The 22,627-nt window shown below is 40.8% G+C and carries 19 protein-coding genes and 1 pseudogene; 18 read left to right on the forward strand and 2 right to left on the reverse strand.

What is annotated here, in order from left to right; translation table 11 throughout:
• Positions 1–80: 80 nt before the first annotated feature.
• The gene (locus FED51_RS10730) at positions 81–530 is read left to right on the forward strand and encodes a MarR family winged helix-turn-helix transcriptional regulator (protein ID WP_053431129.1); all 450 of its coding nucleotides are present in this window, start codon (positions 81–83) and stop codon (positions 528–530) included.
• 58 nt (positions 531–588) lie between these two features.
• Positions 589–1,923, forward strand: a complete 1,335-nt coding sequence (locus FED51_RS10735; RefSeq protein WP_053431128.1) for an MFS transporter — start codon at positions 589–591, stop codon at positions 1,921–1,923.
• 111 nt (positions 1,924–2,034) lie between these two features.
• Here FED51_RS10735 and FED51_RS10740 read toward each other — a convergent pair whose 3' ends face one another.
• Positions 2,035–2,379, reverse strand: a complete 345-nt coding sequence (locus tag FED51_RS10740) for a DUF4181 domain-containing protein (RefSeq protein WP_053431127.1) — start codon at positions 2,377–2,379, stop codon at positions 2,035–2,037.
• A 322-nt stretch (positions 2,380–2,701) separates the two neighbouring features.
• On the opposite strand from FED51_RS10740, the gene qoxA reads away from it, so the two are divergent.
• The 4 genes and pseudogenes from qoxA to qoxD form a co-directional block, all read left to right on the forward strand.
• The gene (gene qoxA / locus FED51_RS10745) at positions 2,702–3,661 is read left to right on the forward strand and encodes a cytochrome aa3 quinol oxidase subunit II (protein ID WP_053431971.1); all 960 of its coding nucleotides are present in this window, start codon (positions 2,702–2,704) and stop codon (positions 3,659–3,661) included.
• Positions 3,662–3,694: 33 nt separating this feature from the next.
• The gene (gene qoxB / locus FED51_RS10750; protein WP_053431126.1) at positions 3,695–5,638 is read left to right on the forward strand and encodes a cytochrome aa3 quinol oxidase subunit I; all 1,944 of its coding nucleotides are present in this window, start codon (positions 3,695–3,697) and stop codon (positions 5,636–5,638) included.
• A gap of 3 nt (positions 5,639–5,641) precedes the next feature.
• Positions 5,642–6,256, forward strand: coding sequence for a cytochrome aa3 quinol oxidase subunit III (gene qoxC, locus FED51_RS10755; protein ID WP_053431125.1), 615 nt, complete (start codon positions 5,642–5,644; stop codon positions 6,254–6,256).
• Positions 6,257–6,574, forward strand: a pseudogene (gene qoxD / locus FED51_RS10760) (cytochrome aa3 quinol oxidase subunit IV); the annotation flags it as partial.
• Between the two features lie 138 nt (positions 6,575–6,712).
• On the opposite strand, the gene ywcE reads toward qoxD, so the two are convergent.
• Complete coding sequence (gene ywcE / locus FED51_RS10765; RefSeq protein ID WP_010898226.1) at positions 6,713–6,994, reverse strand: spore morphogenesis/germination protein YwcE; 282 nt, start codon at positions 6,992–6,994, stop codon at positions 6,713–6,715.
• Between the two features lie 377 nt (positions 6,995–7,371).
• On the opposite strand from ywcE, the gene FED51_RS10770 reads away from it, so the two are divergent.
• From FED51_RS10770 to FED51_RS10825, 12 genes are all read left to right on the forward strand, one after another.
• Complete coding sequence (locus FED51_RS10770; protein ID WP_053431123.1) at positions 7,372–8,208, forward strand: DUF368 domain-containing protein; 837 nt, start codon at positions 7,372–7,374, stop codon at positions 8,206–8,208.
• Positions 8,209–8,678: 470 nt separating this feature from the next.
• Positions 8,679–9,512 (forward strand): histidine racemase CntK family protein, encoded by an 834-nt coding sequence (locus FED51_RS10775; protein ID WP_053431121.1) that lies wholly within the window; start codon positions 8,679–8,681, stop codon positions 9,510–9,512.
• Between the two features lie 25 nt (positions 9,513–9,537).
• A complete protein-coding gene (locus FED51_RS10780) occupies positions 9,538–10,332 on the forward strand; it encodes a class I SAM-dependent methyltransferase (RefSeq protein ID WP_053431120.1) in 795 nt (264 codons plus the stop codon).
• Positions 10,333–10,366: 34 nt separating this feature from the next.
• A complete protein-coding gene (locus tag FED51_RS10785) occupies positions 10,367–11,677 on the forward strand; it encodes an opine metallophore biosynthesis dehydrogenase (protein ID WP_053431119.1) in 1,311 nt (436 codons plus the stop codon).
• A gap of 74 nt (positions 11,678–11,751) precedes the next feature.
• The gene (gene cntA / locus FED51_RS10790) at positions 11,752–13,359 is read left to right on the forward strand and encodes a staphylopine-dependent metal ABC transporter substrate-binding lipoprotein (RefSeq protein WP_053431118.1); all 1,608 of its coding nucleotides are present in this window, start codon (positions 11,752–11,754) and stop codon (positions 13,357–13,359) included.
• Between the two features lie 191 nt (positions 13,360–13,550).
• Positions 13,551–14,483 (forward strand): nickel/cobalt ABC transporter permease, encoded by a 933-nt coding sequence (opp1B, locus tag FED51_RS10795; protein ID WP_138090523.1) that lies wholly within the window; start codon positions 13,551–13,553, stop codon positions 14,481–14,483.
• Position 14,484: 1 nt separating this feature from the next.
• Entirely contained in the window at positions 14,485–15,366 is an 882-nt protein-coding gene (cntC, locus tag FED51_RS10800) for a staphylopine uptake ABC transporter permease subunit CntC (protein ID WP_138090525.1), read from the forward strand.
• Entirely contained in the window at positions 15,347–16,171 is an 825-nt protein-coding gene (gene cntD / locus FED51_RS10805; protein ID WP_053431117.1) for a staphylopine uptake ABC transporter ATP-binding protein CntD, read from the forward strand. The genes cntC and cntD overlap by 20 nt, the downstream gene beginning before the upstream one ends.
• On the forward strand, positions 16,158–16,892 hold the full coding sequence (locus FED51_RS10810) for an ABC transporter ATP-binding protein (protein WP_010898236.1): 735 nt from the start codon (positions 16,158–16,160) through the stop codon (positions 16,890–16,892). Before cntD ends, FED51_RS10810 begins: the two co-directional genes overlap by 14 nt.
• 31 nt (positions 16,893–16,923) lie before the next feature.
• The gene (gene cntE, locus FED51_RS10815; RefSeq protein ID WP_041821541.1) at positions 16,924–18,099 is read left to right on the forward strand and encodes a staphylopine family metallophore export MFS transporter CntE; all 1,176 of its coding nucleotides are present in this window, start codon (positions 16,924–16,926) and stop codon (positions 18,097–18,099) included.
• Positions 18,100–18,322: 223 nt separating this feature from the next.
• Entirely contained in the window at positions 18,323–21,481 is a 3,159-nt protein-coding gene (locus tag FED51_RS10820; RefSeq protein ID WP_010898238.1) for a S8 family peptidase, read from the forward strand.
• Between the two features lie 263 nt (positions 21,482–21,744).
• Positions 21,745–22,614 carry a LysR family transcriptional regulator gene (locus FED51_RS10825; protein ID WP_138090527.1) on the forward strand — a complete coding sequence of 290 codons (870 nt, stop codon included), beginning with the start codon at positions 21,745–21,747 and terminating at the stop codon, positions 22,612–22,614.
• Positions 22,615–22,627: the final 13 nt, after the last annotated feature.

The raw sequence follows: 22,627 nt of genomic DNA on the forward strand, positions 1-22,627 counted from the left end.
TACTTATTTGTTGTAAAGGGCCTTGTTAAAGAGTGAGCTTCTTTCTTGACACCCTTTGGTTTAGCATCTAAACTAAACATATGAAAAATAACAATCCTTTACAATCAGAAAACCATGCAAGTCTTCGTCTCGGACGGTTGATCTTACAGCTCCGAAGGTTAGAGAGTACACCGCGAACGTTCGGCCGCGCTGGAGCTCTGACACCGAGTGAGATTCATACGATCGATGCAATTGGTACAGATGAAGGACTACTTATGAAAGAACTCGCAGAGCGGCTCGGGGTTACGAAGGGAGCCGTGTCACAACTCGTCGACCGATTGGAAGCAAAAACACTTGTGAGACGAACCGCACACCCAAAGGTATCTAGAGGGATTCAAGTCGTACTTACCGACAAAGGAAGGGAGGCATATCGTGCTCATGCTGATATGCATGCAGCATTCTACGAGGAATTGCAACAATCGTTCACGAAAGAGGAAATCGCCATTTTTGAGCAATGTGTTTCAAAGCTTCGCGATATTTTAAGTGAATAATGTTTGTCTAATAGTTTAGCTGCTAAACTAAATAAATGATAGAAAACGAGGGGAAGTCATGCCAAATTCACCTGCTCAAGCTCCCGATCCTAATGAGCAACAGACTGGACGCATCCAAGAGTATATCCATAGCCCTATAAAGCAAAAAATCTTATATAAACGCACCTTACTGATTGTTATCATGTCACAAATTTTTGGCGGTGCGGGCCTCGCAGCGGGGGTCACTGTTGGCGCCCTTTTAGCTCAAGACATGCTAGGGGGCGACCGCTATGCAGGCATACCAGCTGCCCTATTAACGCTCGGTTCAGCTGCGGCTGCCTTTTTTGTTGGTCGATTATCCGATCAGTTCGGTCGACGAATAGGGCTAGGAACTGGCTTCTTGTTAGGGGGAGTCGGTGCGATCATCGTTATCTATGCGGCCGTAAGTAACAGCGTCATCCTTCTCTTTCTTGGACTGCTTCTAAACGGTGCAGGAAACGCCACCAACCTACAGGCGCGTTATGCAGGGACTGATTTAGCAAAACCGAAACAACGAGCAACCGCCATTAGTATGGCGATGGTCGCGACGACATTTGGTGCCGTTGCTGGTCCAAATCTAGTGAATGTGATGGGAAATGTAGCTGGTTCCTTCGGTGTTCCGACTCTGGCTGGACCGTTTATATTAGCAACGGTCGCTTATTTACTAGCTGGGTTCATCTTTTTTGCGTTTCTCCGTCCAGATCCATTTCTCGTTGCAAAAGCAATCGTCAAACAAGAGGCTGATCACGAAAAACATAACCATTCAACCCAAACAACAGAGAAGCCACTTACTGAAAAGATGTCAACCATCGCAAAACGGGGGATCATTGTTGGAACGACGGTCATGGTCTTAACCCAAATGGTCATGGTAGCGATTATGACGATGACACCCGTCCATATGCAACACCACGGGCACGGGCTACAAGAGATCGGTCTTGTCATTAGCATTCACATTGGAGCCATGTACCTTCCATCTCTTGTGACAGGTGTTCTCGTCGATAAGCTCGGACGAACAACAATGTCGGTAACCTCTGGCGTCATTTTACTTAGTGCGGGACTGCTCGCTGCGGTTGCCCCTGGTGATTCGTTAGCCGTTTTGATCATCGCACTCGCCTTGTTAGGACTCGGGTGGAATTTAGGGTTAATCAGTGGAACAGCTATGATTGTCGATGCAACCCATCCTGCAACCCGAGCGAAAACGCAAGGAACAATTGATGTTCTCGTCGGACTGTCGGGCGCAGCAGGAGGGGCTCTGTCCGGCATGGTCGTCGCCCAATCTAGCTATGCTACTTTGTCGCTTGCAGGAGGGAGACTTGCCCTTGCTCTCGTCCCGGTCATGATTTGGTATTTGAAGAAAAATGCAAGAGCATCATAAACCTAACTATGAAAAAACATGTTTTGTTACACTCGCAAAACATGTTTTTTCTAGATTAACGACAGATGCCGCGATTCCATTAAGAAATTAAAAAAAGAGAGGGAGTTCCTTTTATGCAAAAAACAAAAAAGCTGTCATTCCAAACACGAGCCAGTGGGCAGCATCAAACAAATAAAAAAGATGTCGCTTCGAGTCTCTCTTATAAATCCATTGTTCGACTGAAAAAAGGAGATTAACAAGCACACCGATAAACGGGAACAGTAAAAAGAAGTTTACGGTTGGATAGATAAGAGGGACAAGGGCACCAACGGCGATCACAACATAAAAAAGAACCGCAAACTCTTTCCTTTCATGTTTATAGCCCCCATTCTTTTTTGAGATTTGTAGCTTTGTCTTTAAAAAGAACCTCAACATAATCCACAAACTGAGCATAATCAATAAAACAATTACTCTCATCTCATTGGCCCCTATCTTGGTTTTGGAAATGTATCTTAATGTAAGTATATCGTAGCTCCATCCTTTGAACAGGGGGGAAGTAACATCTCATAAAAAGATAGGGAACTTTTTCAAAATTTATGTCTAAAAAATTATGTCGAATTTGTGATATTTTTCACGTAACCGTTTTAATTTCGGGCACTTTTTTTTCGAAAATGATAGGATGAGTACACATCCATAATGGCTCAGGATTTCGTCAACCGTTTTAGCTCTACATATTCATTATTTTATTGTCAAAGAAAGGTGATTACAGTTGAGTACACCATCGATCATTTTCAAGTGGATGGCTCTAGCGATGGTCGGTCTCGTATTAACTGGTTGTGGTAATTTAACTGTCCTAGACCCACAAGGTCCAGTGGCTGAACAGCAAAGCGATTTGATCATGTTATCCATTTGGTTCATGATCTTTATTGTGTTAGTCGTATTCGTACTGCTGACAGTTATGCTCGTTAAATACCGTGACCGCGGGAACAATGACCATTACGACCCGTCAATCGAGGGGAGCCACAAGCTCGAAATTATTTGGACTATCGTGCCAATTATCATCGTTACCATTCTTTCGATACCGACCGTGACGACCATTTATAGTTTAGAAGAGGCGCCAGAGGTGTCTGAGGTAAATGCCGAAAACATCCAAGTTGAGCCGCTTGTCATTCATGCGACGAGCGTGAACTGGAAGTGGATATTCAGTTATCCTGAAGAAAACATCGAGACCGTCAATTATGTTAACATTCCCGTTGATCGTCCCGTGCTGTTTAAATTAACATCTGCTGATTCGATGGCATCTTTTTGGGTACCGCATCTCGGTGGACAAAAATACAGTATGGCCGGCATGGAAACGGAATTGTATCTGATGTCTCATAATACAGGTACTTTTAACGGTCGCAACTCAAATTTCACAGGTGAAGGATTTGCTGAGCATCGCTTTGTTGTCAACGCCCTCACCGCAAGAGATTATGATGCTTGGGTCGAAGAAGTTCAGACGGAAGCTCCGCCATTATCGGAAGAAGAGTACGCACATCTGATGGTTCCTGGCCATGCAGAGGAGATGACATTTTCTTCTACGCATCTTGAGTTTGTCAATCATGCGGATGATCCCACATACTCACTTGAGAAACGAGCAGAACTCGGATATGAGGCATTAAATCCGCACTCAAGGGAAGGAAAAGCATATGAAATGCCTACACTTAGTCAACCGATCGACACGACTAGAACGTATGAAGTCGAATTGGATGATGAGTGATGGTGCAAACAGCGGAAGAGAGGAGTTTTACCGTTGAGATGGGATGAATTTATTGTAACGGGTGACCCGTTAATCCTTGCTGCGCAAATTTCTATCGGACTATCCGTGATTTTGACAGTGGTCGCCCTTACGTACTTCAAAAAATGGAAAGTGCTTTGGACAGACTGGATCACAACGGTTGACCATAAGAAAATCGGCATTATGTATATCGCATGCGCCTTGTTAATGCTATTCCGTGGTGGTGTGGACGCCGTCATGATGCGCATGCAGTTGGCTGCTCCAAACATGACGTTTTTAAATAGCCAACATTACAATGAAATCTTTACGACCCATGGCACAATCATGATTATTTTCATGGCGATGCCGTTTTTGATCGGCTTAATGAACGTTGTCGTTCCATTGCAAATTGGGGCGCGCGACGTTGCTTTTCCGTTTTTGAACAATTTAAGTTTCTGGACGTTCTTTTTCGGAATGGCCCTTTTTAATATTTCCTTTATTATCGGGGGCTCCCCTGCTGCAGGTTGGACGTCCTACTTTCCGCTTGCCTCAAACGACTTCAGTCCTGGGGTCGGACAGAACTTTTATGCGCTCGGACTGCAACTTTCCGGAATAGGAACTCTGGCAACAGGAATTAACTTTCTCGTCACGATCTTAAAAATGCGTACAAAAGGCATGACACTCATGAAAATGCCGATGTTTACATGGACGGTTCTCATTACATCGCTCATTATCGTCCTCGCATTCCCGGTATTAACGGTCGCTCTGGCGATGATGACGTTTGATCGGTTATTCGGCACAGCCTTCTTTACGTTACAAGGACAAGGACTTGATATGCTTTGGGCGAACCTGTTCTGGATTTGGGGTCACCCTGAAGTGTATATTGTCATCCTGCCGGCTTTCGGGATTTTCTCGGATATTATTTCGACCTTTGCCCGTAAGAAGCTGTTTGGCTACAACGCGATGGTCGCTTCAATTGTTGTGATTTCCTTTTTAAGCTTCCTTGTATGGGTGCACCATTTCTTTACGATGGGGAATAGTGCAGCTGTGAACTCCTTTTTCTCAATCACAACGATGGCCATTTCGATCCCAACCGGCGTGAAAATATTTAACTGGATTTTCACGCTCCATAAAGGAAGGATTCGCTTTACCGTACCGATGCTTTGGTCCATTGGGTTTATCCCGAACTTTGTCATTGGTGGGGTAACAGGGGTCATGCTCGCGATGGCCGCAGCTGATTACCAATATCACAACACGTATTTTCTCGTGTCACATTTCCACTATGTACTCATAGCTGGAACCGTATTTGCCTGCTTTGCTGGTTTGATTTACTGGTATCCGAAAATGTTCGGGCACCGTTTAAATGAAACGATAGGTAAATGGGTATTCTGGGTTTTCATGATCGGCTTTAACGTATGTTTCTTCCCGCAGTATTTCCTAGGACTTGATGGAATGCCGCGCCGGATTTACACGTATTTAGAGTCGGACAACTGGTTCTCGCTTAATGCAATTTCGACGGCAGGTGCCTTTATGATGGCCATCGGATTTGCCCTATTTGTCTACAACATTTATTACAGCTGGCGTTATGAAAAGCGAGAAACGACGGGAGACCCTTGGGACGGTCGTTCGCTTGAATGGGCAACATCGTCTGCAGTACCACCATTTTATAACTTTGCAAAGTTACCGGAAGTCACTGATCGTGATGCCTTTTGGACGATGAAAGAGAAGGGCATTCGTCTACATGCCGATACGAATTATGAGAAAGTCCATATGCCAAGCAACACATGGCTTGGGTTTGTGATGAGCTTTATAATGTTTATTGCTAGCTTTGCCCTCGTCTTTAGCTGGTTTCCACTGGCGATCATTAGTGGCATCGGGATCTTTATTTGCATGATCCTTCGTTCGTTTGATTACGATGAGGGGTATTACGTAAGCGCAAAAGAAATTCAAGAAATCGAAAGCAAAGCGAAGGGGGCGTAGCGAGTGGCGGCACATGAAACGATAAATCCGAATCAACCTCTTGAATATCAATCAGCTGAAGGCCGCAACAATATTTTAGGCTTCTGGATCTTTCTCGGTGCTGAATTCGCTTTGTTTGCAACATTGTTTGCTTCTTATTTCGTCCTTGTGGATCGCAATGCTGATGCTGTCCGAGCAGCAGACTTGTTTGATTTGAACCTTGTGCTCATCATGACATTTTTGCTGTTAACAAGTTCGTTCACATGCGGGCTCGCGATTCACGAGATGAGAGCCGGGCGAATGAACCGGATGTTCGTCTGGATTGGCTGGACTCTCCTTTTAGGTCTTGGCTTCGTCGGCTTTGAGATCTACGAATTTGTCCATTATGCCCATGAAGGAGCAACACTATCAGCAAGTGCCCATTGGTCTGCGTTTTTCCTTCTCCTCGGGACACACGGCTTGCACGTATCCATTGGAATTGGCTGGATTGTGCTTCTCGTCATTCAAATGAAAAAGCGCGGATTAACGCCACGAACAACATCGAAGTTTTTTATCGCAAGCCTTTATTGGCACTTTTTAGATGTCGTTTGGATTATGATTTTCACAGGCGTATACTTGCTTGGAATGGAGTGGATGTAAATGGCACATGAAAAAGAAACAACGGCCACTCACCGTCACAGCTTTCCTTGGATGCACGTTGTTGGCTTTGCCCTTTCGATTATTTTTACGCTTTTGGCCGTATGGGTTATGAGTCAGACGCATTGGTCATGGAATGTTCGTGTGATCGTCATTTTCATCTTTGCCTTCATCCAAATGACGGTCCAGCTTCATATGTTCATGCATATGGGGGAAGGGAAGTCAGGAACCGTACAGATCGGTCATACGTGGTTTGCCATCGCCATTGCGGTTATTATTGTCGTTGGCTCTTATCTCGTATTAACGACAGGCCACCTTCATACCGATCATGAAAATCACTTGGATCATGGAGGTCATGAAAATCACATGAACCACGGGGAGCACGAAGATCACGAAGATCACTCAGGACACTAAATGAAATGACCTCGGTATTAGCCGAGGTCATTTTTTCTATAAACCCTAGTCCATTGATTCCGTGAATGTGCGAGATTTTGGACGAATGTGCGGATATGCATACAATACAAGAGCCGCAAAATGGGCAATAATAACGTTTACAAAAAAGGCCGTAAGAAAAACGGAGTGATGAAGGTCAAATAAAAACCCTTCAAACATGTGACTTAAAGCCAACACCCACATGATAATAATAAACGGGATACTCGTTAACGCTATTTTTCGATGTTCAAGCCACAAAAATAATGGTGTGGCGCTTGCAACTAGCATATAAGCAAAAAACAAATCCATAGACAACCACTCCTTTCAGGCTTGAGCATACAAACAAATTGTGTCTAGATTGTGTCTTTAGCTAACTGTATCTTATCACAAATTTGTCACAATTGAAAGCGTTTACTGAAAATGAGGCTGATGCTTATCACTCTCATGAAGTCATAAAAAAGAAGGAGAGACACGTGAACTATCCCATACGAAAGTGTTGCTTGCTTCGATTTGTGTCCAAGACGTTTGTCATATTTTGAAAAAATACGTAAAATTCATAGGTTTATTGCCCAACGATAAATTTCTGTTTACACTTTAAGAATGCTGCACTTCTATAAAAAGAAGAAAGGATTAGAAACAATCGCTTTAACCTCTAATGATTCTATTACATAAAGGAGAAGAGAACTTTGTTTCAATGGAAAAATCTTTTTAAAGGAATGGCGATGGGAATTAGCGATCTTGTTCCCGGAGTCAGTGGCGGAACGATTGCATTAATTCTCGGAATTTATCAATCTCTAATCACCGCCATTAATGGTTTAACAACAAAACAATGTAAAAAGCATGTCATGTTTTTAATTCCACTTGTGATTGGAATCGGTTTAGCCCTGCTGACTGTTAGCCATATTATTAGTTGGTTGCTGAACGAATACCCTCAGCCGACGTTATTCTTTTTTATCGGCTTAATCATTGGAATCGTGCCGACCTTGTTAAAGGACATTAACTTTATACAATCATTTACCCCTATTCATTATGGGGTGCTACTTCTCGGTGCGATCATTGTTGGTGCTACAACCCTTCTAAAGGACAGCTCGCCTACCACCATTATGGACCAGCTTGCTATAGGGGATTATATCCTGTTGTTTTTTGCCGGTTGGCTAGCGAGCACTGCGATGATTTTACCAGGGGTCAGCGGATCGTTCATTTTTTTACTCTTAGGGGTTTATCCAACAGTTATTCAAGCTCTATCTACCTTTAACTTAGCTGTTCTATTCACCGTTGGAATCGGAATTATTCTCGGACTTGGGATTACGAGCCGGCTTATTTCCTACCTGTTTGTACAGTACAAAACAGCCACATACGCGCTTATGATTGGTTTTATCGCTGGGTCTGTCTTTGTCATCTATCCTGGGATGGCTGGGGACTTTTTTCTTATCTCACTTAGCGTGATTGCTTTTGCTCTCGGCGGAGGAACAGCGTATATGCTGCATATATATAAGAATAAGCAAGCAGGGGCGAATGGATAGGGTGAAGAATAAGAGTGGGGATGAAATATGAAGCGACAAGCGAGTGTTTGTTGAAACAATCAATCCTACAAAATAAGAGTGGCACTTACTTGGAAGTGCGACTCTTATTAGCTGTGTTATTTTCCAGCCCTTTTTTTATAATCAAGAATTTAGGGATGTATATGATCAAACGAACGAATAAGCAGATTAAAAAGATACATGTTATTAAAATAGATATAATTGGATATCTGTTCAGAAAATAGCCTAAAAAGGGGGTTGACTACAAAAAAAATTCATTATACGATTTAAATCGTAATGATTACAATTTTCATTTGGTTAAATCATTCGATTTTTGAAAAAGAAAAGGAGGTAATATGGAAGCTTGACAGTACCCAACCTCATCGTCTACTTCACTTAAAAGCAGCAAATCAAATTATTATCGTTTTTCGTCTGATGATACGCTTAAAAATGAAAAGAAAAGGGTCGTTGTGATGAAACAAGGAATCGAGTTTATAAAATTTAATCCAACACAAAATATGACCATTCTTGTAGAAACGAATGATCCCATTGGGGAATATAAGCACATCGCGGAAAAAATTATGTCATACGACAGCGTATACGCTGAACAAGTTGGATTTATTGAAAAGCCCTTAAATCGACAAGCTGCTGCACATCTAGAGATGGCTGGAGGTGAGTTTTGTGGTAATGCATGCATGGCATTAGCAGCATTAATTGCATCTGAGAAAGGACTAAAACCAACCGAATTGATGGAAATAGTATTAGAAGTTTCGGGTACTGACAACTTAGTCATGTGCCAAGTGGAAAGAACTTTAGACGAATTTCATTGTCAAGTGACGATGCCGCTACCTAAACAAATCGAACAAAAGATCGTCAAGTATGATGGTAGCGAGATGAACCTGATTATCGTGAGGTATCAAGAGTTTATACATATTGTCATCGAGGTCGACGATTTTAATAAGATAGTGAGGGAAAAAGCCCAGTCATTAGCAAAATTACTAGGAGTAACTCTAGGTACCAACTTGATCGGAATCTTATTGTATAAATCAAACACCAATGAATTGGCTCCTCTCATTTTTGTTCCAGATCTGGACAGTATGATATGGGAAAGAGGCTGCGGATCAGGTACAGCCTCATTAGGAGCTTATCTAGCGTGGAAGAACAAAAAAGAAATTGTAGCAAAAATAAAGCAACCCGGTGGCACGATTCAAGTAATCGCTACGTGTGAGGAAGAAAAGTTAACAAGTTTAAAAATTGAAGGTTCCGTCGGTATAGTAGCACGAGGTAAGGCGTTTATAGATGTTTAATCATCACATAAAAAGGGAGGCATCAATGGTTGCTTTAAAAACTTTTCAAAAAGATTTACGTGAGTTTTTAGACAAATTTGATGCTTTAGCCACAAGCTATGATCATACAACCAATCATTGTTCGGAATTAGAGAGTTTAATCGATGATTACTCTAAGTTTATTACTAACGAGAGAAACAAAGAAATTTGGGGACAATTAGAGTTAGCTAAATCAAGTGAGTTTCAACAACTATTGCTAGATTTGAGAAAAAAATCGGCACTGTGTGTCTCGATTATGGAAAAATATCGTGCCTTGAAGCTACTGAATGGAAATGATGGAATGACAGATTATTTCAAAAACATTGAGTCATGTATCATAAACGAATTCGGTCATTTTCGTGTTTGTTCCGAGTCAAAAGTCTTATTAATAGGATCAGGTGCATTTCCGATGACACCACTATTAATCGCGAAACAAACGGGGGCAGAGGTTGTTGGCATCGATATTGATGATGAGGCCATTACGCTTGGATTAAATGTCCTAGAAAGGTTAGGACGAGATTTGAAAATTCGACTCGAAAATACATTAGTAGAAGACCTTGATTTCACGAAAGAAGCAACCCATATTATTTTTAGTTCAACCGTCGAGAGAAAATTCGAAATACTAGATCAATTGCATGCACGGACGAATGAAGATCTAGTGGTAGCTATGAGATATGGCAATCAGTTGAAATCTTTATTTAATTATTCATTGAAAGAAGTGGATCAGCGGAAGTGGAAAATGGTTGAAAATATCTCAAGACCGCGGCATGTGTTTGATATTGCGTTGTATACAAAGGCATAATTGAGCGCTTGTCAGTATAAAATGGAGGGCTTATATGAGTGAGATGAAGCGAGTCTTATTGTTAGGAACTGGTCCAACATCCATCCAACTGGCGGTAACGTTAAAACATCACTTGAATTGTTATATTGGAATTGCGGGAAGAGAGTCTGTTCGTTCGGAAAGCTTTTTTGAGGCAGTAAATCAAAGTGATCAGCTTATTCACGTCAGCGTTCAAAACGAGATGCATCGAGCGATGGAAGGAACATGCTTCATTGATCAAGTGATAAAAAAGTATGAAACCATTGAAGATGAATGGGACACCCTTATTTTTTCCGTTACCACAGATGCCTATAAGGAAGTGCTAAAACAAATAGATGATGAACTCTTAAAGCGCGTAAAATACATCGTTTTAATTTCTCCAACCTTTGGCTCCAATGGTTTAATCAGCCATTATATGAACAAGCTGAATCCGGATGCAGAAGTTATTAGTTTTTCGACCTACCTTGGTGATACCCGGTGGATGCACGATAGACCGTCTAATCATGTTTTGACAACAGCGATCAAGAAAAAAATCTATATTGGCTCTAACCATGTTTCATCTAAGAATGTACACAAGCTCTGTGAAGTATTTAAACAAATCGGTATTAACGTGCAAGTCATGGAATCTCCATTTGAGGCAGAGACAAGAAATATTTCTCTCTATGTTCACCCTCCGTTGTTTATGAACGATTTTTCATTAAATGCCATATTTGGATCGTTCAGTGCAAAGAAATATGTATATAAAATGTATCCAGAAGGACCCATTACCCAATATTTAATTCGCGACATGTTGGCCCATTGGAAAGAGATAATGGACATCATAGGAAAGATCAATATCAAAAAGATTAATTTACTTCAATTTATGACCGATGATAATTATCCCGTAAGAATTGAAAGTTTATCACGTCATGATATTGAAAACTTCAACCATTTTACGACGATCCATCAAGAGTATTTATTGTATATTCGTTATACCTCACTGTTGATTGATCCGTTCTCAGAACCAGATGAACATGGGCACTATTTTGATTTTTCGGCGGTACCTTTTAGAAAAATTTTTATTAACAAGGAAGGCCATTTAGATATTCCGAGAATGCCTAAGGAAGACTATTACCGTATAAAAATCATTCAAGGGATTGCTAACTACTTAAGTGTGCCTTGTCCAACGATTGATCAATTCATTACAACATACGAGAAGGCAATTAAACAGATCGCTCAATCTCATAAAGATAAAAAATTATCTCAAGCATTTGTCGTGCAAAGTTTTGATGAAGATTTGCAAATGATATGTAGCGAAATAGGAAAGAGAGTAAAAGCAAGACAGTAAAAATACATGAATCCAAACGACAGTATCGACTTAAACCTACTGGCGAAGTGGAAATAGTATTAGGGGGAAATCGCGTGAAAAAAAGTAGACTACTTGTTCATTTCTTTATCCTTTTCGTTTCGATAGGACTATTGGTAGGATGTAGCAACGAAGCTACTCAAACAGATTCAACACCTAGCATGGATGAACTGATTTATGCAACGACCAAAGATATTGACGATATGAATCCTCATTTATACGCAGGCTCTATGCCCGCGCAAGGGATGGTGTACGAATCACTGGTTGAAAATACAGAAGAAGGAATCCAGCCTTTGCTTGCTGAATCATGGGAGATTTCAGATGATGGAAAGGTATATACGTTTCATTTGAGAGAAGATGTGGAATTCCATGACGGGGAACCCTTTAACGCAGATGCAGTGAAGAAAAATATTGAGGCCGTACAAAGGAACGTCGACCTGCATTCTTGGATTAAATTGTCACAAAAAATCGTAGAATGCAATGTAATAGATGAATATACGGTGGAATTAGTCCTTTCGGAAGCCTATTATCCAACATTAGTTGAATTATCCATGACGAGACCGTACGTATTTCTGTCCCCAAACGATTTTACTAATGAGGAGACCAAAGATGGGGTGAATGGCTACCACGGGACAGGCCCATATATTCTTACAGAACATGTGAAAGATAATTATGCAACGTTTGAAGCTAATGAAAACTATTGGGGAGGTGAGCCTAGCATTAAAAAAATCACTGCCAAAGTGCTTCCAGCTGGAGAAACGACCTTTTTGGCCCTACAAAAAGGAGAAGTGAATTTCATTTTCACTGATGATCGTGGTACAGACAGTATTGATGTTGAGGCCATGAATCAATTAATAGATACAGGCGAGTATCAGCTCGTGAGAAGTGAAGCAATGAATACGAAAATAATTGCCGCTAATAGTAGCAATGCGGAGAGCCCGGTAAGTGAAACTGCTGTACGCGAAGCTATTTGGCATGCCATTGATAGGGAAACCATTGCTAATGATATTTTAGCTGGAACAGAAACAGTAGCGGATACATTGTTTTCACATAACATCCATTATGCAAATGTAGAGCTAAAAGACCGAGGCTATGATATAGAAACGGCAGAAGCGATACTCGAACAAGCCGGCTGGACACTTGAAAATGAGAGGAATGCTAGGACGAAAGACGGTATCCCTTTGGCGATGAATCTTTATTATGACAGCAATTCTTCTTCTCAAAAAACACAGGCAGAATTTATCCAGGCATCGTTAAGAGAGATCGGGATTCAGCTAGAGATCATTGGCGAAGAATCCACGTCAATCGCTAATAGAAGGGCAACCGGCGACTATGATTTATTGTTCAATCAAACCTGGGGATTAGCGTATGATCCACAAAGTACGATTGCTGCTTTTACATCTGAGTCTTCTTACTTGCATACGACAAGCGGCATTAACAATGCAGATGAGCTTTACAAAAAGATTGAAGAAGTTATGATCTCTACTGATGAAGACACGCGAGCATCATTATACGCTGATATTTTGACAATCGTCCATGATGAAGCCGTCTTTATTCCCATTTCAAATGGTAGTGTCACCGTCGTAGCTCCCCATAATTTAAACGGTATTTCCTTTAAGCAAACACAATTTGAGCTACCGTTTGAGTTCATGTACTTTGAATAGAACGATAAATAAAAAGGGGCTTTCCCCTTTTTATTTACGAGAAATCAAAGAGGGACACTACCTAAGTCCCTCTTTGATTTCTCGAAGGACATTATCAAGTGATCATTAATAGATTCAGTCGGTCTTTACTATATTTTCGTGGACGTGGACAGAGCGTGCACTATCACTTGATTCTATGAAAGGAGCATTCCATGGGAAGCTATGTCATGAAAAGACTCTTCTCCGTCATCCCGTTGCTTTTCATCATTTCTTTTTTAACGTTTGTTTTTATTAATCTTTCTCCTCTAGATCCAGCTGAAGTCGTATTGCAAGCACAAGGAGTTCCAACTATAACAGATGAGTTAATTGCTCAAACTAAGCAAGAACTGGGGCTTGATCAGCCTTTTCTTATCCAATACTTCCATTGGCTCCTAGCCTGCCTTCAACTAGACTTTGGACATTCATATGTCACGAAAGAACCTGTTTCGGCAATAATCGGTCCAGCTTTTTTTAACACATTGAAACTAACATTGGTTTCGTCGATCGTCATAATCGTTCTGTCCATCCTATTAGGTGTGATCTGCGCGATGAAAGAAGGGAAAGCAATCGATAAATCAATCAGAGGGTTCTCTTTTTTGCTTATGGGAATACCATCCTACTTGCTTGCCTCTTTCATGATTTGGTATTTTTCTGTCAAATTAGATTTACTGCCAACCAGTGGGCTCGATTCCTATCAAAGCTATATACTACCCGTTACGGTCATTACGGCCAGCTACGTGGGCATTTATTTTAGAACCGTTAGAAACTCAATGCTAAGTCACTTAAACGAGGACTTCGTATTATATGGAAGAGCATGCGGCATATCGGAAAAAAAAGTGACGATTCATATTTTGAGAAATTCATTACAAGTGGCCATTTCAATCTTTTGTATGGGGATACCTACGATATTAGGCGGAACAGTTGTAGTTGAAAATGTTTTTGCGTGGCCAGGCTTAGGGAGTTTAAGCGTTAAATCCATTTTAAACAGGGACTTCCCAATTATACAAGCATACGTTCTCATCTTAGCCGTATCCTTTGTCTTCTTCAATACCTTTTCCGATATCATAAACGCTGCGATGAATCCTAAACAAAGGAAGAGTATGTAAAATGAGGCTATTAAAAAATTTAATGAGAGATAAGGTGGCTACACTCTCCTTATCCGTGATTGTGATTACGATTGTAGTTGGTCTTTTTGCTCCTGTATTTGCGCCTCACCCTCCTAATGAAGTCCATATGGAACTAAGATACGCCTCACCTTCCTGGGAGTACCTACTAGGAAATGATCACCTCGGAAGGTGTATTTTATCTAGGTTAATTTACGGCATTCGCCCGAGTGTATTATCGGTTTTAGTGGCATTATTCCTAACGGTTCTGATTGGGCTCGTTCTAGGATTTATCGCAGGCTACTTTAGAGGGAAAGTTGATGCTGTCATAATGAGAATTTGTGACATTATGCTTTCTTTCCCCGGCTACGTCATGCCATTGGCCTTTATTGGTATTTTCGGTGTCGGTCTTGAGAATATTTTGATCGCCTTTATTTTAATGAAATGGGCTTGGTTTGCTCGTGCAATTAGAACATCTGTTATGCAATATTCTCAAGTAGACTATGTGAAATTTGCCAAAGCATCAGGGATTCATGATCTAAAAATTATTTATAAACACCTCGTTCCCGTTACATTTGCTGATGTAGCTGTGATTTCAAGTGGCTCTATCAGTTCCATGATATTACAAATATCAGGTTTTTCATTCCTAGGTTTAGGTATACAAGCTCCCCACGCGGAATGGGGCATGATGCTAAACGAAGCAAGGAATGTCATGTTCTCCAGGCCGGAATTAATGTTAGCTCCCGGGCTAGCAATTATTATAGTGGTTGCTACCTTTAACTTTTTATCAGATGCCTTACAAGTTGCTTTAGATCCAAAACTATTAACCTCTAAACAATATCGTCGAGAAAGAGAGGGGATACACAATGAACCTGTTAGAAGTTGAAAATTTAAACGTCTGGGATCAGCACACGAATCAAGTGATTATTCATAATAGCTCATTCCAACTTAAGCAACAAAGCTGTCTCGCCATAGTAGGAGAAAGTGGTAGCGGTAAGTCTGTAACATGCCGATCGATCATGAGATTGAATAAACCATCAATACGCCAATCAGGAAACATTCTATTTAAAGGAGAGAATCTACACCACCTGTCTGAAAAAGAAATGAGGAGCAAAAGAGGGAAAAACATTTGCATGGTCCTGCAAAACGGAATGCGGGCCTTTGACCCCACTTGTGTCATCGGCATTCATTTAAAGGAGACCCTTTCTCAACATACCGTCTGGAACAATAAAGAAATCGAAGAAAAAATGGCCTTTGCCATGGAGAGTGTCATGTTAAAAAATCCAATAGAGATCATGAATAAGTATCCTCACCAGCTATCAGGTGGCATGCTGCAACGCATCATGATCGCCTTAGCCTTAGTATTAGAGCCAGACATCATTATCGCAGATGAACCAACCACAGCACTAGATACGATCTCCCAATTTGAAGTCGTTGAACAATTGATTCAATTACGAGAAAGAGTTGAGTCCTCAATTCTTTTTGTGTCTCACGATTTAGGAGTGGTCAAAAGAATCGCAGATGATGTTTTAGTGATGAAGGATGGAGAGATCGTTGAGAGAGGCACCACCCAAACCATTTTTTCAGACCCTCAGCAGGATTATACAAAATATCTCGTATCTACGAGACAAGCTTTAGGGGATCATTTTAAAAGAGTCATGGAGGGAGGAGCAATCATTGCTAGTAGTTAAGGGGGTCGAGAAATCGTACACAAAAGGTGGCTTCTTTTCTAAAGAGAAACAAAAAATCCTAAACCATATTAGCTTTGAATGCAGGCATGGCGAATGTCTCGGAATCATTGGTGAAAGCGGAAGTGGAAAATCAACGTTGGGACGTCTGCTATTAGGAATTGAAAAGCCCGATCGTGGACATATTTACTTTGAAGGAAATAAGGTTGAGGAACGAAGTGTGAGGTCAGGAAACATAAGCGCTGTATTCCAAGATTATACTTCCTCCATCAATCCATTTTTTACAGTTGAAACCGCCATTATGGAACCTCTAAAAGGGAAAAAAGCAGCGAAAAGCAAGGTTGATTATCTTTTAAAGCAAGTTGGATTACATCCGTCCTATAAAAAGAAATATCCGCATGAGTTATCAGGTGGTGAGGTTCAGAGGGTATGTATTGCACGGGCGATTTCAACAGAACCGAAATGTATTGTATTAGATGAAGCGATTAGTTCTTTAGATGTATCTATTCAAACTCAAGTGCTTGATTTATTAATAGAACTTAAACGAATCTACCAGATGAGTTATCTATTTATCACCCATGATATTCAAGCTGCTGCTTACATTTGTGATCGAATCATGATTTTTAGACACGGTCAAATTGAGGAGATTGTCCCTACAGAGCAGTTAATCGACGTTCAGTCCGCTTATGCAAGGAAATTATTGAAGAAGGTCATTACATTTTAATGAGGAATAGAGATTCGGAGGAAAAGTCATGTTGAGTGGAGCTTTATCTTGGCCCTTTCTACGTTTGTATCTACTGGTACTTCTTTATTTTAGTGCCAATTCTATCTTAAATGTGATCATTCCTTTACAGAGTGGAACTTTAGGGGCAAGTAATACAACCATAGGGATTATCATGGGCGCATATTTATTTACTACGATGTTCTTTCGACCGTGGGCAGGCCAGATCATCCAAAAGCACGGTCCCATAAAAGTGTTACGCATTATTCTTATGATCAATGGTGTAGCCTTAATCCTCTATACGTTCACAGGATTAGGGGGGTATTTGGCAGCTCGTATGCTACAAGGGGTATCGACCGCTTTTTTTTCGATGGCCTTACAGATCGGTATTATTGACGCACTGCCAGAGAAGGATCGTTCTCAAGGCATTTCCCTTTATTCTTTATTCTCATATATCCCAGGGATCATTGGCCCCATGCTAGCCCTTGGAATTTGGCAAACAGATGATATGAGTTATTTCACTTTTGTGATGATTGCAATTGCCGCCTCAACGATATTATTTGGCTATAGTGCAAAAATGGATAATGATCAGTCTGCCGCAAACCATATCAAACAAAGAGAAAATATTTTCAAATCATTTAATCAATTGGTGAAAAATCCATTTTTATTTAAATGCAGCGTGTTGATGTTAGTAGCCTCTATTATTTTTGGAGCGGTTACGACCTTTATCCCTCTATACGCGGTCCAGTTGGAGGACGGCAATGCGGGAATATATCTTATGATTATGGCAGCTACTGTAGTCTTTGCTCGCTTTACATTAAGAAAAAAAATTCCTTCAGACGGAAAATGGCATTCAACGTTTATGATGGGAACAATGTTCCTTTTGGCAATTGGAACACAGTGTGTAAGTTTTTCAATAACGGGGGGAGTAGCCTTTTTCTATTTAGGTGCAATTTTTATAGGAATCGCTCAAGCCATTATATATCCAACCTTAACAACCTATTTGACTTTTGTCTTGCCTCAGACGAATCGGAATGTGTTGATTGGATTATTTATCGCCATGGCTGATTTAGGTGTTTCACTAGGAGGGGTGATTATGGGGCCAGTCGCTGATCTTTTCTCCTATTCTAGTATGTATATGGTTTGTTCTGTTTTAGGAGCAGCGATGGTTCTCTTTGCGCATGATCGAAGAAACCATTTTATTCGATGATTTAGGAATTTTTCAATTACATCATTTCCCGCCCCAACGCTATCCACACGTACTTCTAAAGCCTAAAACAGCTCGATACGGAGCGGTTTTTTCATACAGATTATAGATATTTTTTACAAATTTACACGAAAGTAATTCTTTCCAATAATGAAAAAACATGATTAAATGGAAAAGAAGGCCATCAACCTTCTAAAAAAATTTGATCGAGTGATGGAGGTACTTGATGAAAACGAAAACGGGGAAAAAAATCACAGCATTATTCTTAGTCTTTATGTTGCTTTGCAGCGTACTGCAACCATTTGGAGCTTACGCAAACGCGCTAGGTTCCATAGACACAGCAACACCGATTACGAAGGGACAAGAGTACCAATTAACCTTTGAAGAAGAAGAACAGGTTCATTGGTACAAGATCGATTCGATCGAAGAGGATGCAAAGGATGATTCTCATTATCAAATTCAATTAACGAGCGAGAATGAAATGAATATTTCTGTCTATCCTAGTCTCGACCGAGCGAAGAGCGATGATACCTATAGCTCGTACAAAAGCTATTCTATGCTCGGGGAGACAGGGAAAATTAATTTTCCTCTTGCATGGACAGGCCCCTATTATATCAAAGTAGAGTACTATGGATCAGATGAAGAGTGGGAGGAAGAAGGTGAAGAGGAATCTCCTACGACCGCCGATTATACGCTGTCATTTGAAGGAATCAAGTTACCCCCTTCGACTGGAATGGAAGAAGAAGATTGCCCGGTGGAGTTAAGTGCTTCACAAAAAGAATCTGGTAAAGAACTATTAAAAAGCTTGCGGACAATTAGAGATCAAGTGTTTTCACAAACGGAACAAGGAAAAGAATTTACTTCTTTGTATTACAAAGCAGCTCCGTTCATCGTGTCAAAAATAGCATTTGATCAAAAATTAAAAGATCAAGTCTATCAAGATTTAGTCACATTAACCCCACTTTTCAAGGAACTGTTAGATAACGGGGCTAATAGCACGTATAAGATCACGAAAAAAGATCAAGACGCGATTCTCAGACTGTATGAACTAGGGGCTGATTCCGTTCCTCATTCCTTACGTGCAGAGATGGAAAAGATCAATCAACAAGTAAACTTGCAAAAAATCGAAGGATTACGTTTAGCCACTGTGTTAGATAAGGCAGGAATGGCACCTGATACGGCATCCACGTCGAATAAAGTCATTGTCAAGTTAAAAGAAGGAAAAAGCGTTAGCGCACTTGAAGCGAAAGCTGAAGATGTAAACGATGAAGCTACCATTTCTCCATTTGAAGATCAAGACCCTTTATTTGAGGACATGTATATTGTCGAACTAGGAGATGAACAAGAGGTCAGCATTTCCTCTCAGGAACTGGATATGACAGTTGATCAACTTGAAAACTTACCAGAAGTTGAATATGCAGAACCTGTCCAAGAGTACGTAGCGTTATCAGCTGACATCCACTATTCCGATCAATGGTCTCTTGAGAATGAAGGAGGCAATCTCGGAGAAGCAGGCGCAGATATTAAATATGCCCCTTTGCAAGAACTAGTAAAAGAGAAAAACTTACCAAACACGTTAATCGCTGTTATCGACACAGGGGTTGATAGCAGATTAGCAGATTTAGAGAATCAAGTTCGCACCGATCTAGGGTACAATTTTATTGGCCGTAATACGAACGCTTTAGACGACAATGGACATGGAACACATGTCGCTGGCATTATTGCCGCCGAATCCAACAATCATTATTCAATGACAGGTATCAATCATGCCGCTGAAATTATCCCGATCAAAGTGCTTGATGGGGGAGGAAGTGGCGATACAGAGTCGATTGCATCAGGAATTAAATACGCAGCAGATCAAGGGGCTGACGTTATCAACTTAAGCCTTGGGGGATCTTATAGCCGCGTAATTGAAGCATCCTTAAAATATGCCTCAGAAAAGGGTGTAACGATCGTAGCCGCTAGCGGAAATGAATACTCACCGTATCTGTCTTATCCAGCTTCTTCCCGATATGTCATCTCAGTTGGAGCTACGAATCGTTCTGACATCGTTTCCGATTATTCCAACTATGGGAAAGGGCTTGATTTAGTAGCACCAGGAACAGACATTCCTAGTCTCCTACCAAACGGAAACGTGACCTATTTTGATGGAACGTCCATGGCTGCACCACACGTGGCAGCTGTTGCAGGGCTACTGTTATCGCAAAATGCAAAGCTTAGCTCTGAAGATATCCAGAAAATCTTAACAGAGACAACGGATTACATCGCCTTTGAAGAGTTGGATAACGAGGAAGACTACTATTTTTATTATGACGATGAAGAAGAACCAGTATTATTACCAGGCTATGACGAAGCATCAGGCTGGGGAAGATTAAATGCACACAGTGCGGTCAGCGCCGTCGATTTGAATGTAAAAGTCAATCGTTTACTTGATAACCAAAACGTTGTAACAGGCTCCGCCAAAAAAGGGACAACAATCGAAGTGACAAACGGCAGTGAAACACTTGGTAGCGGACCTGTAGATGCTAACGGTAAATTCAAGGTTAAAATCCCAGTACAACCTGCCAATCAAGTCCTTTACGTTAAAGCTTCACAAGGTGCAGCAAAGGCTTCGATTCGAATCGCAGTGGAAGAAGGGAAAAAACCAAAAGCACCGAAAGTCAACACGGTTAGTAACAAAGATACGCATGTTACAGGGACAACCGAGCCGAATCTTACTGTGAATGTGAAAGATAAAAACAAAAAAGTGATTGCGACCGGTAAAGCGGATAAGAACGGCGCGTTTAAAGTTAAAATCAATAAGCAGAAAGAAAATACAACCTTATATGTGACAGCTATGGACTTAGGAAACAAGGAAAGCAAAGCTGTCAAAATAAAAGTAATCGACAAGATCCCGCCAAAAGCACCAAAGGTTAATTCGATTAGTGATCGCACGACAACCGTTAAAGGGGAAACAGAACCAAATGCAACCGTAACAATTAAAAAGAACGGCAAAAAACTCGCGTCAGGCAAAGCCGACAAAAATGGAAAGTTTAGCATCAAAATTTCCAAACAAAAGGCTGGAACGAAGCTCTCCATTACAGCTAAGGATAAGGCAGGGAACGTCAGCAAAGCGACGACGAAAACAGTTAAAGACAAAACACCTCCTAAAAAGCCGACTGTGAATAAAGTCACGAGTCGTGATACAAAAGTGACCGGAAAAACGGAAGCGAACGCAACTGTTACCATTAAACGCGACGGAAAAACGCTCGCCTCTGGCAAAGCCGACAAAAATGGAAAGTTCAGCATCAAAATTTCCAAGCAAAAAAAGGGAACCAAGCTATCCGTTACAGCGAAGGACAAGGCAGGAAACACAAGTAAAGCAACGAAAGTGACCGTCCAATAATAGACTATACGTAAAGAGGGTGTCGATTGACATCCTCTTTAGTTATCCCGAAAGCTTTAGATTCCAAACCAATGCAGTGGAAGTGGGGGATTTGTGAAACTGAAAGACTAAAGTAGCCAATCGGATCGTAATTGTTGCTTATTAACGTAAATGAAATAAACATAAATACTTATGAATAATTTGGTGAAAATGAGATTAGAGGTGAATATTCCTATGATAAAACGCCAGATTCTCATTTTCGCTGTTGTCGCTCTAAAGGACTGATGGCTATCGAACTTTTATATCTTAAAACCTTTGTGAAAGTCGTTCAATGCGGAAGCTATACACACGCTGCTTTAAAGTTGGGGTATGCACAATCAAGCATAACTAATCACATACAAAAACTTGAGGAACAGTACGGGGGGATTACGTTACTTGAAAGGAGAGGGAAATCCATGAAGCCAACTCCCTCTGGAGAACTCCTTTATGAATACGCGGAAAAAATCCTCTCCTTGCATCAAGAATCACATATGGCTCTGCAAAAGCAAGAAATCAAAACCATTTCAATCGGAACCATCGAAACGCTTGCCATTTACTGCCTGCCTAGGATATTAGAACAATTTAAAGAGCAATACCCCGATGTTCTTATTCGAATCATCCCTGACTGTGAGGAAAACATTATAAGAAGAGTAAACGATAAGGAAATCGACTTTGGCTTTATTCTCGATTCTCCTTGTATAGTGCCAGAGATTGAAAGTCTTTCGATTCAAAAAGAACGAATGGCAGTTGTCGTACCTTTCAATCACCTATTTGAGAATAGGGAGGCGATAACGTTGAATGATCTAGAAAATCAATCCTTGCTCTTAACTGAGAAGGGGTGTACGTATCGCGCTTTCTTACTCGAAAAATTAAAGAAACACGGCGTTCCTTACAACGTCTCAATGGAACTTAGTAGTGTGGAAACAATAAAAAAAGCAGTACAAAACGAATGGGGAATTGGCTTCTTACCAGATTTTACAATAGCGCATGATGATCCCGTAAAAGCGATTCATTTTGCCAATGAAGAGTTTGATTTCTATCGTCAATTGATCTATAAGAAGGAAAAAACGAATCAAAAAGTATTCAACTTATTTATTTCTTTGTTTAATGAGTAAACCTAAGAGTTTA

It is taken from the genome of Halalkalibacterium halodurans, assembly GCF_005671335.1.
GTDB classification, from domain to species: Bacteria; Bacillota; Bacilli; order Bacillales; family Bacillaceae_D; genus Halalkalibacterium; species Halalkalibacterium halodurans.

Bases quoted from the DNA above. Each gene is read 5' to 3' on its own strand.
- FED51_RS10735 (WP_053431128.1), top strand. From the start codon at position 589: ATGCCAAATTCACCTGCTCAAGCTCCCGATCCTAATGAGCAACAGACT.
- FED51_RS10785 (WP_053431119.1), top strand. From the start codon at position 10,367: ATGAGTGAGATGAAGCGAGTCTTATTGTTAGGAACTGGTCCAACATCC.
- FED51_RS10775 (WP_053431121.1), top strand. From the start codon at position 8,679: ATGAAACAAGGAATCGAGTTTATAAAATTTAATCCAACACAAAATATG.
- FED51_RS10820 (WP_010898238.1), top strand. From the start codon at position 18,323: ATGAAAACGAAAACGGGGAAAAAAATCACAGCATTATTCTTAGTCTTT.
- FED51_RS10825 (WP_138090527.1), top strand. From the start codon at position 21,745: ATGGCTATCGAACTTTTATATCTTAAAACCTTTGTGAAAGTCGTTCAA.
- cntC (WP_138090525.1), top strand. From the start codon at position 14,485: ATGAGGCTATTAAAAAATTTAATGAGAGATAAGGTGGCTACACTCTCC.
- ywcE (WP_010898226.1), bottom strand. From the start codon at position 6,994: ATGGATTTGTTTTTTGCTTATATGCTAGTTGCAAGCGCCACACCATTA.
- opp1B (WP_138090523.1), top strand. From the start codon at position 13,551: ATGGGAAGCTATGTCATGAAAAGACTCTTCTCCGTCATCCCGTTGCTT.
- FED51_RS10780 (WP_053431120.1), top strand. From the start codon at position 9,538: ATGGTTGCTTTAAAAACTTTTCAAAAAGATTTACGTGAGTTTTTAGAC.
- cntD (WP_053431117.1), top strand. From the start codon at position 15,347: ATGAACCTGTTAGAAGTTGAAAATTTAAACGTCTGGGATCAGCACACG.
- qoxA (WP_053431971.1), top strand. From the start codon at position 2,702: ATGGCTCTAGCGATGGTCGGTCTCGTATTAACTGGTTGTGGTAATTTA.
- FED51_RS10730 (WP_053431129.1), top strand. From the start codon at position 81: ATGAAAAATAACAATCCTTTACAATCAGAAAACCATGCAAGTCTTCGT.
- FED51_RS10740 (WP_053431127.1), bottom strand. From the start codon at position 2,379: ATGAGAGTAATTGTTTTATTGATTATGCTCAGTTTGTGGATTATGTTG.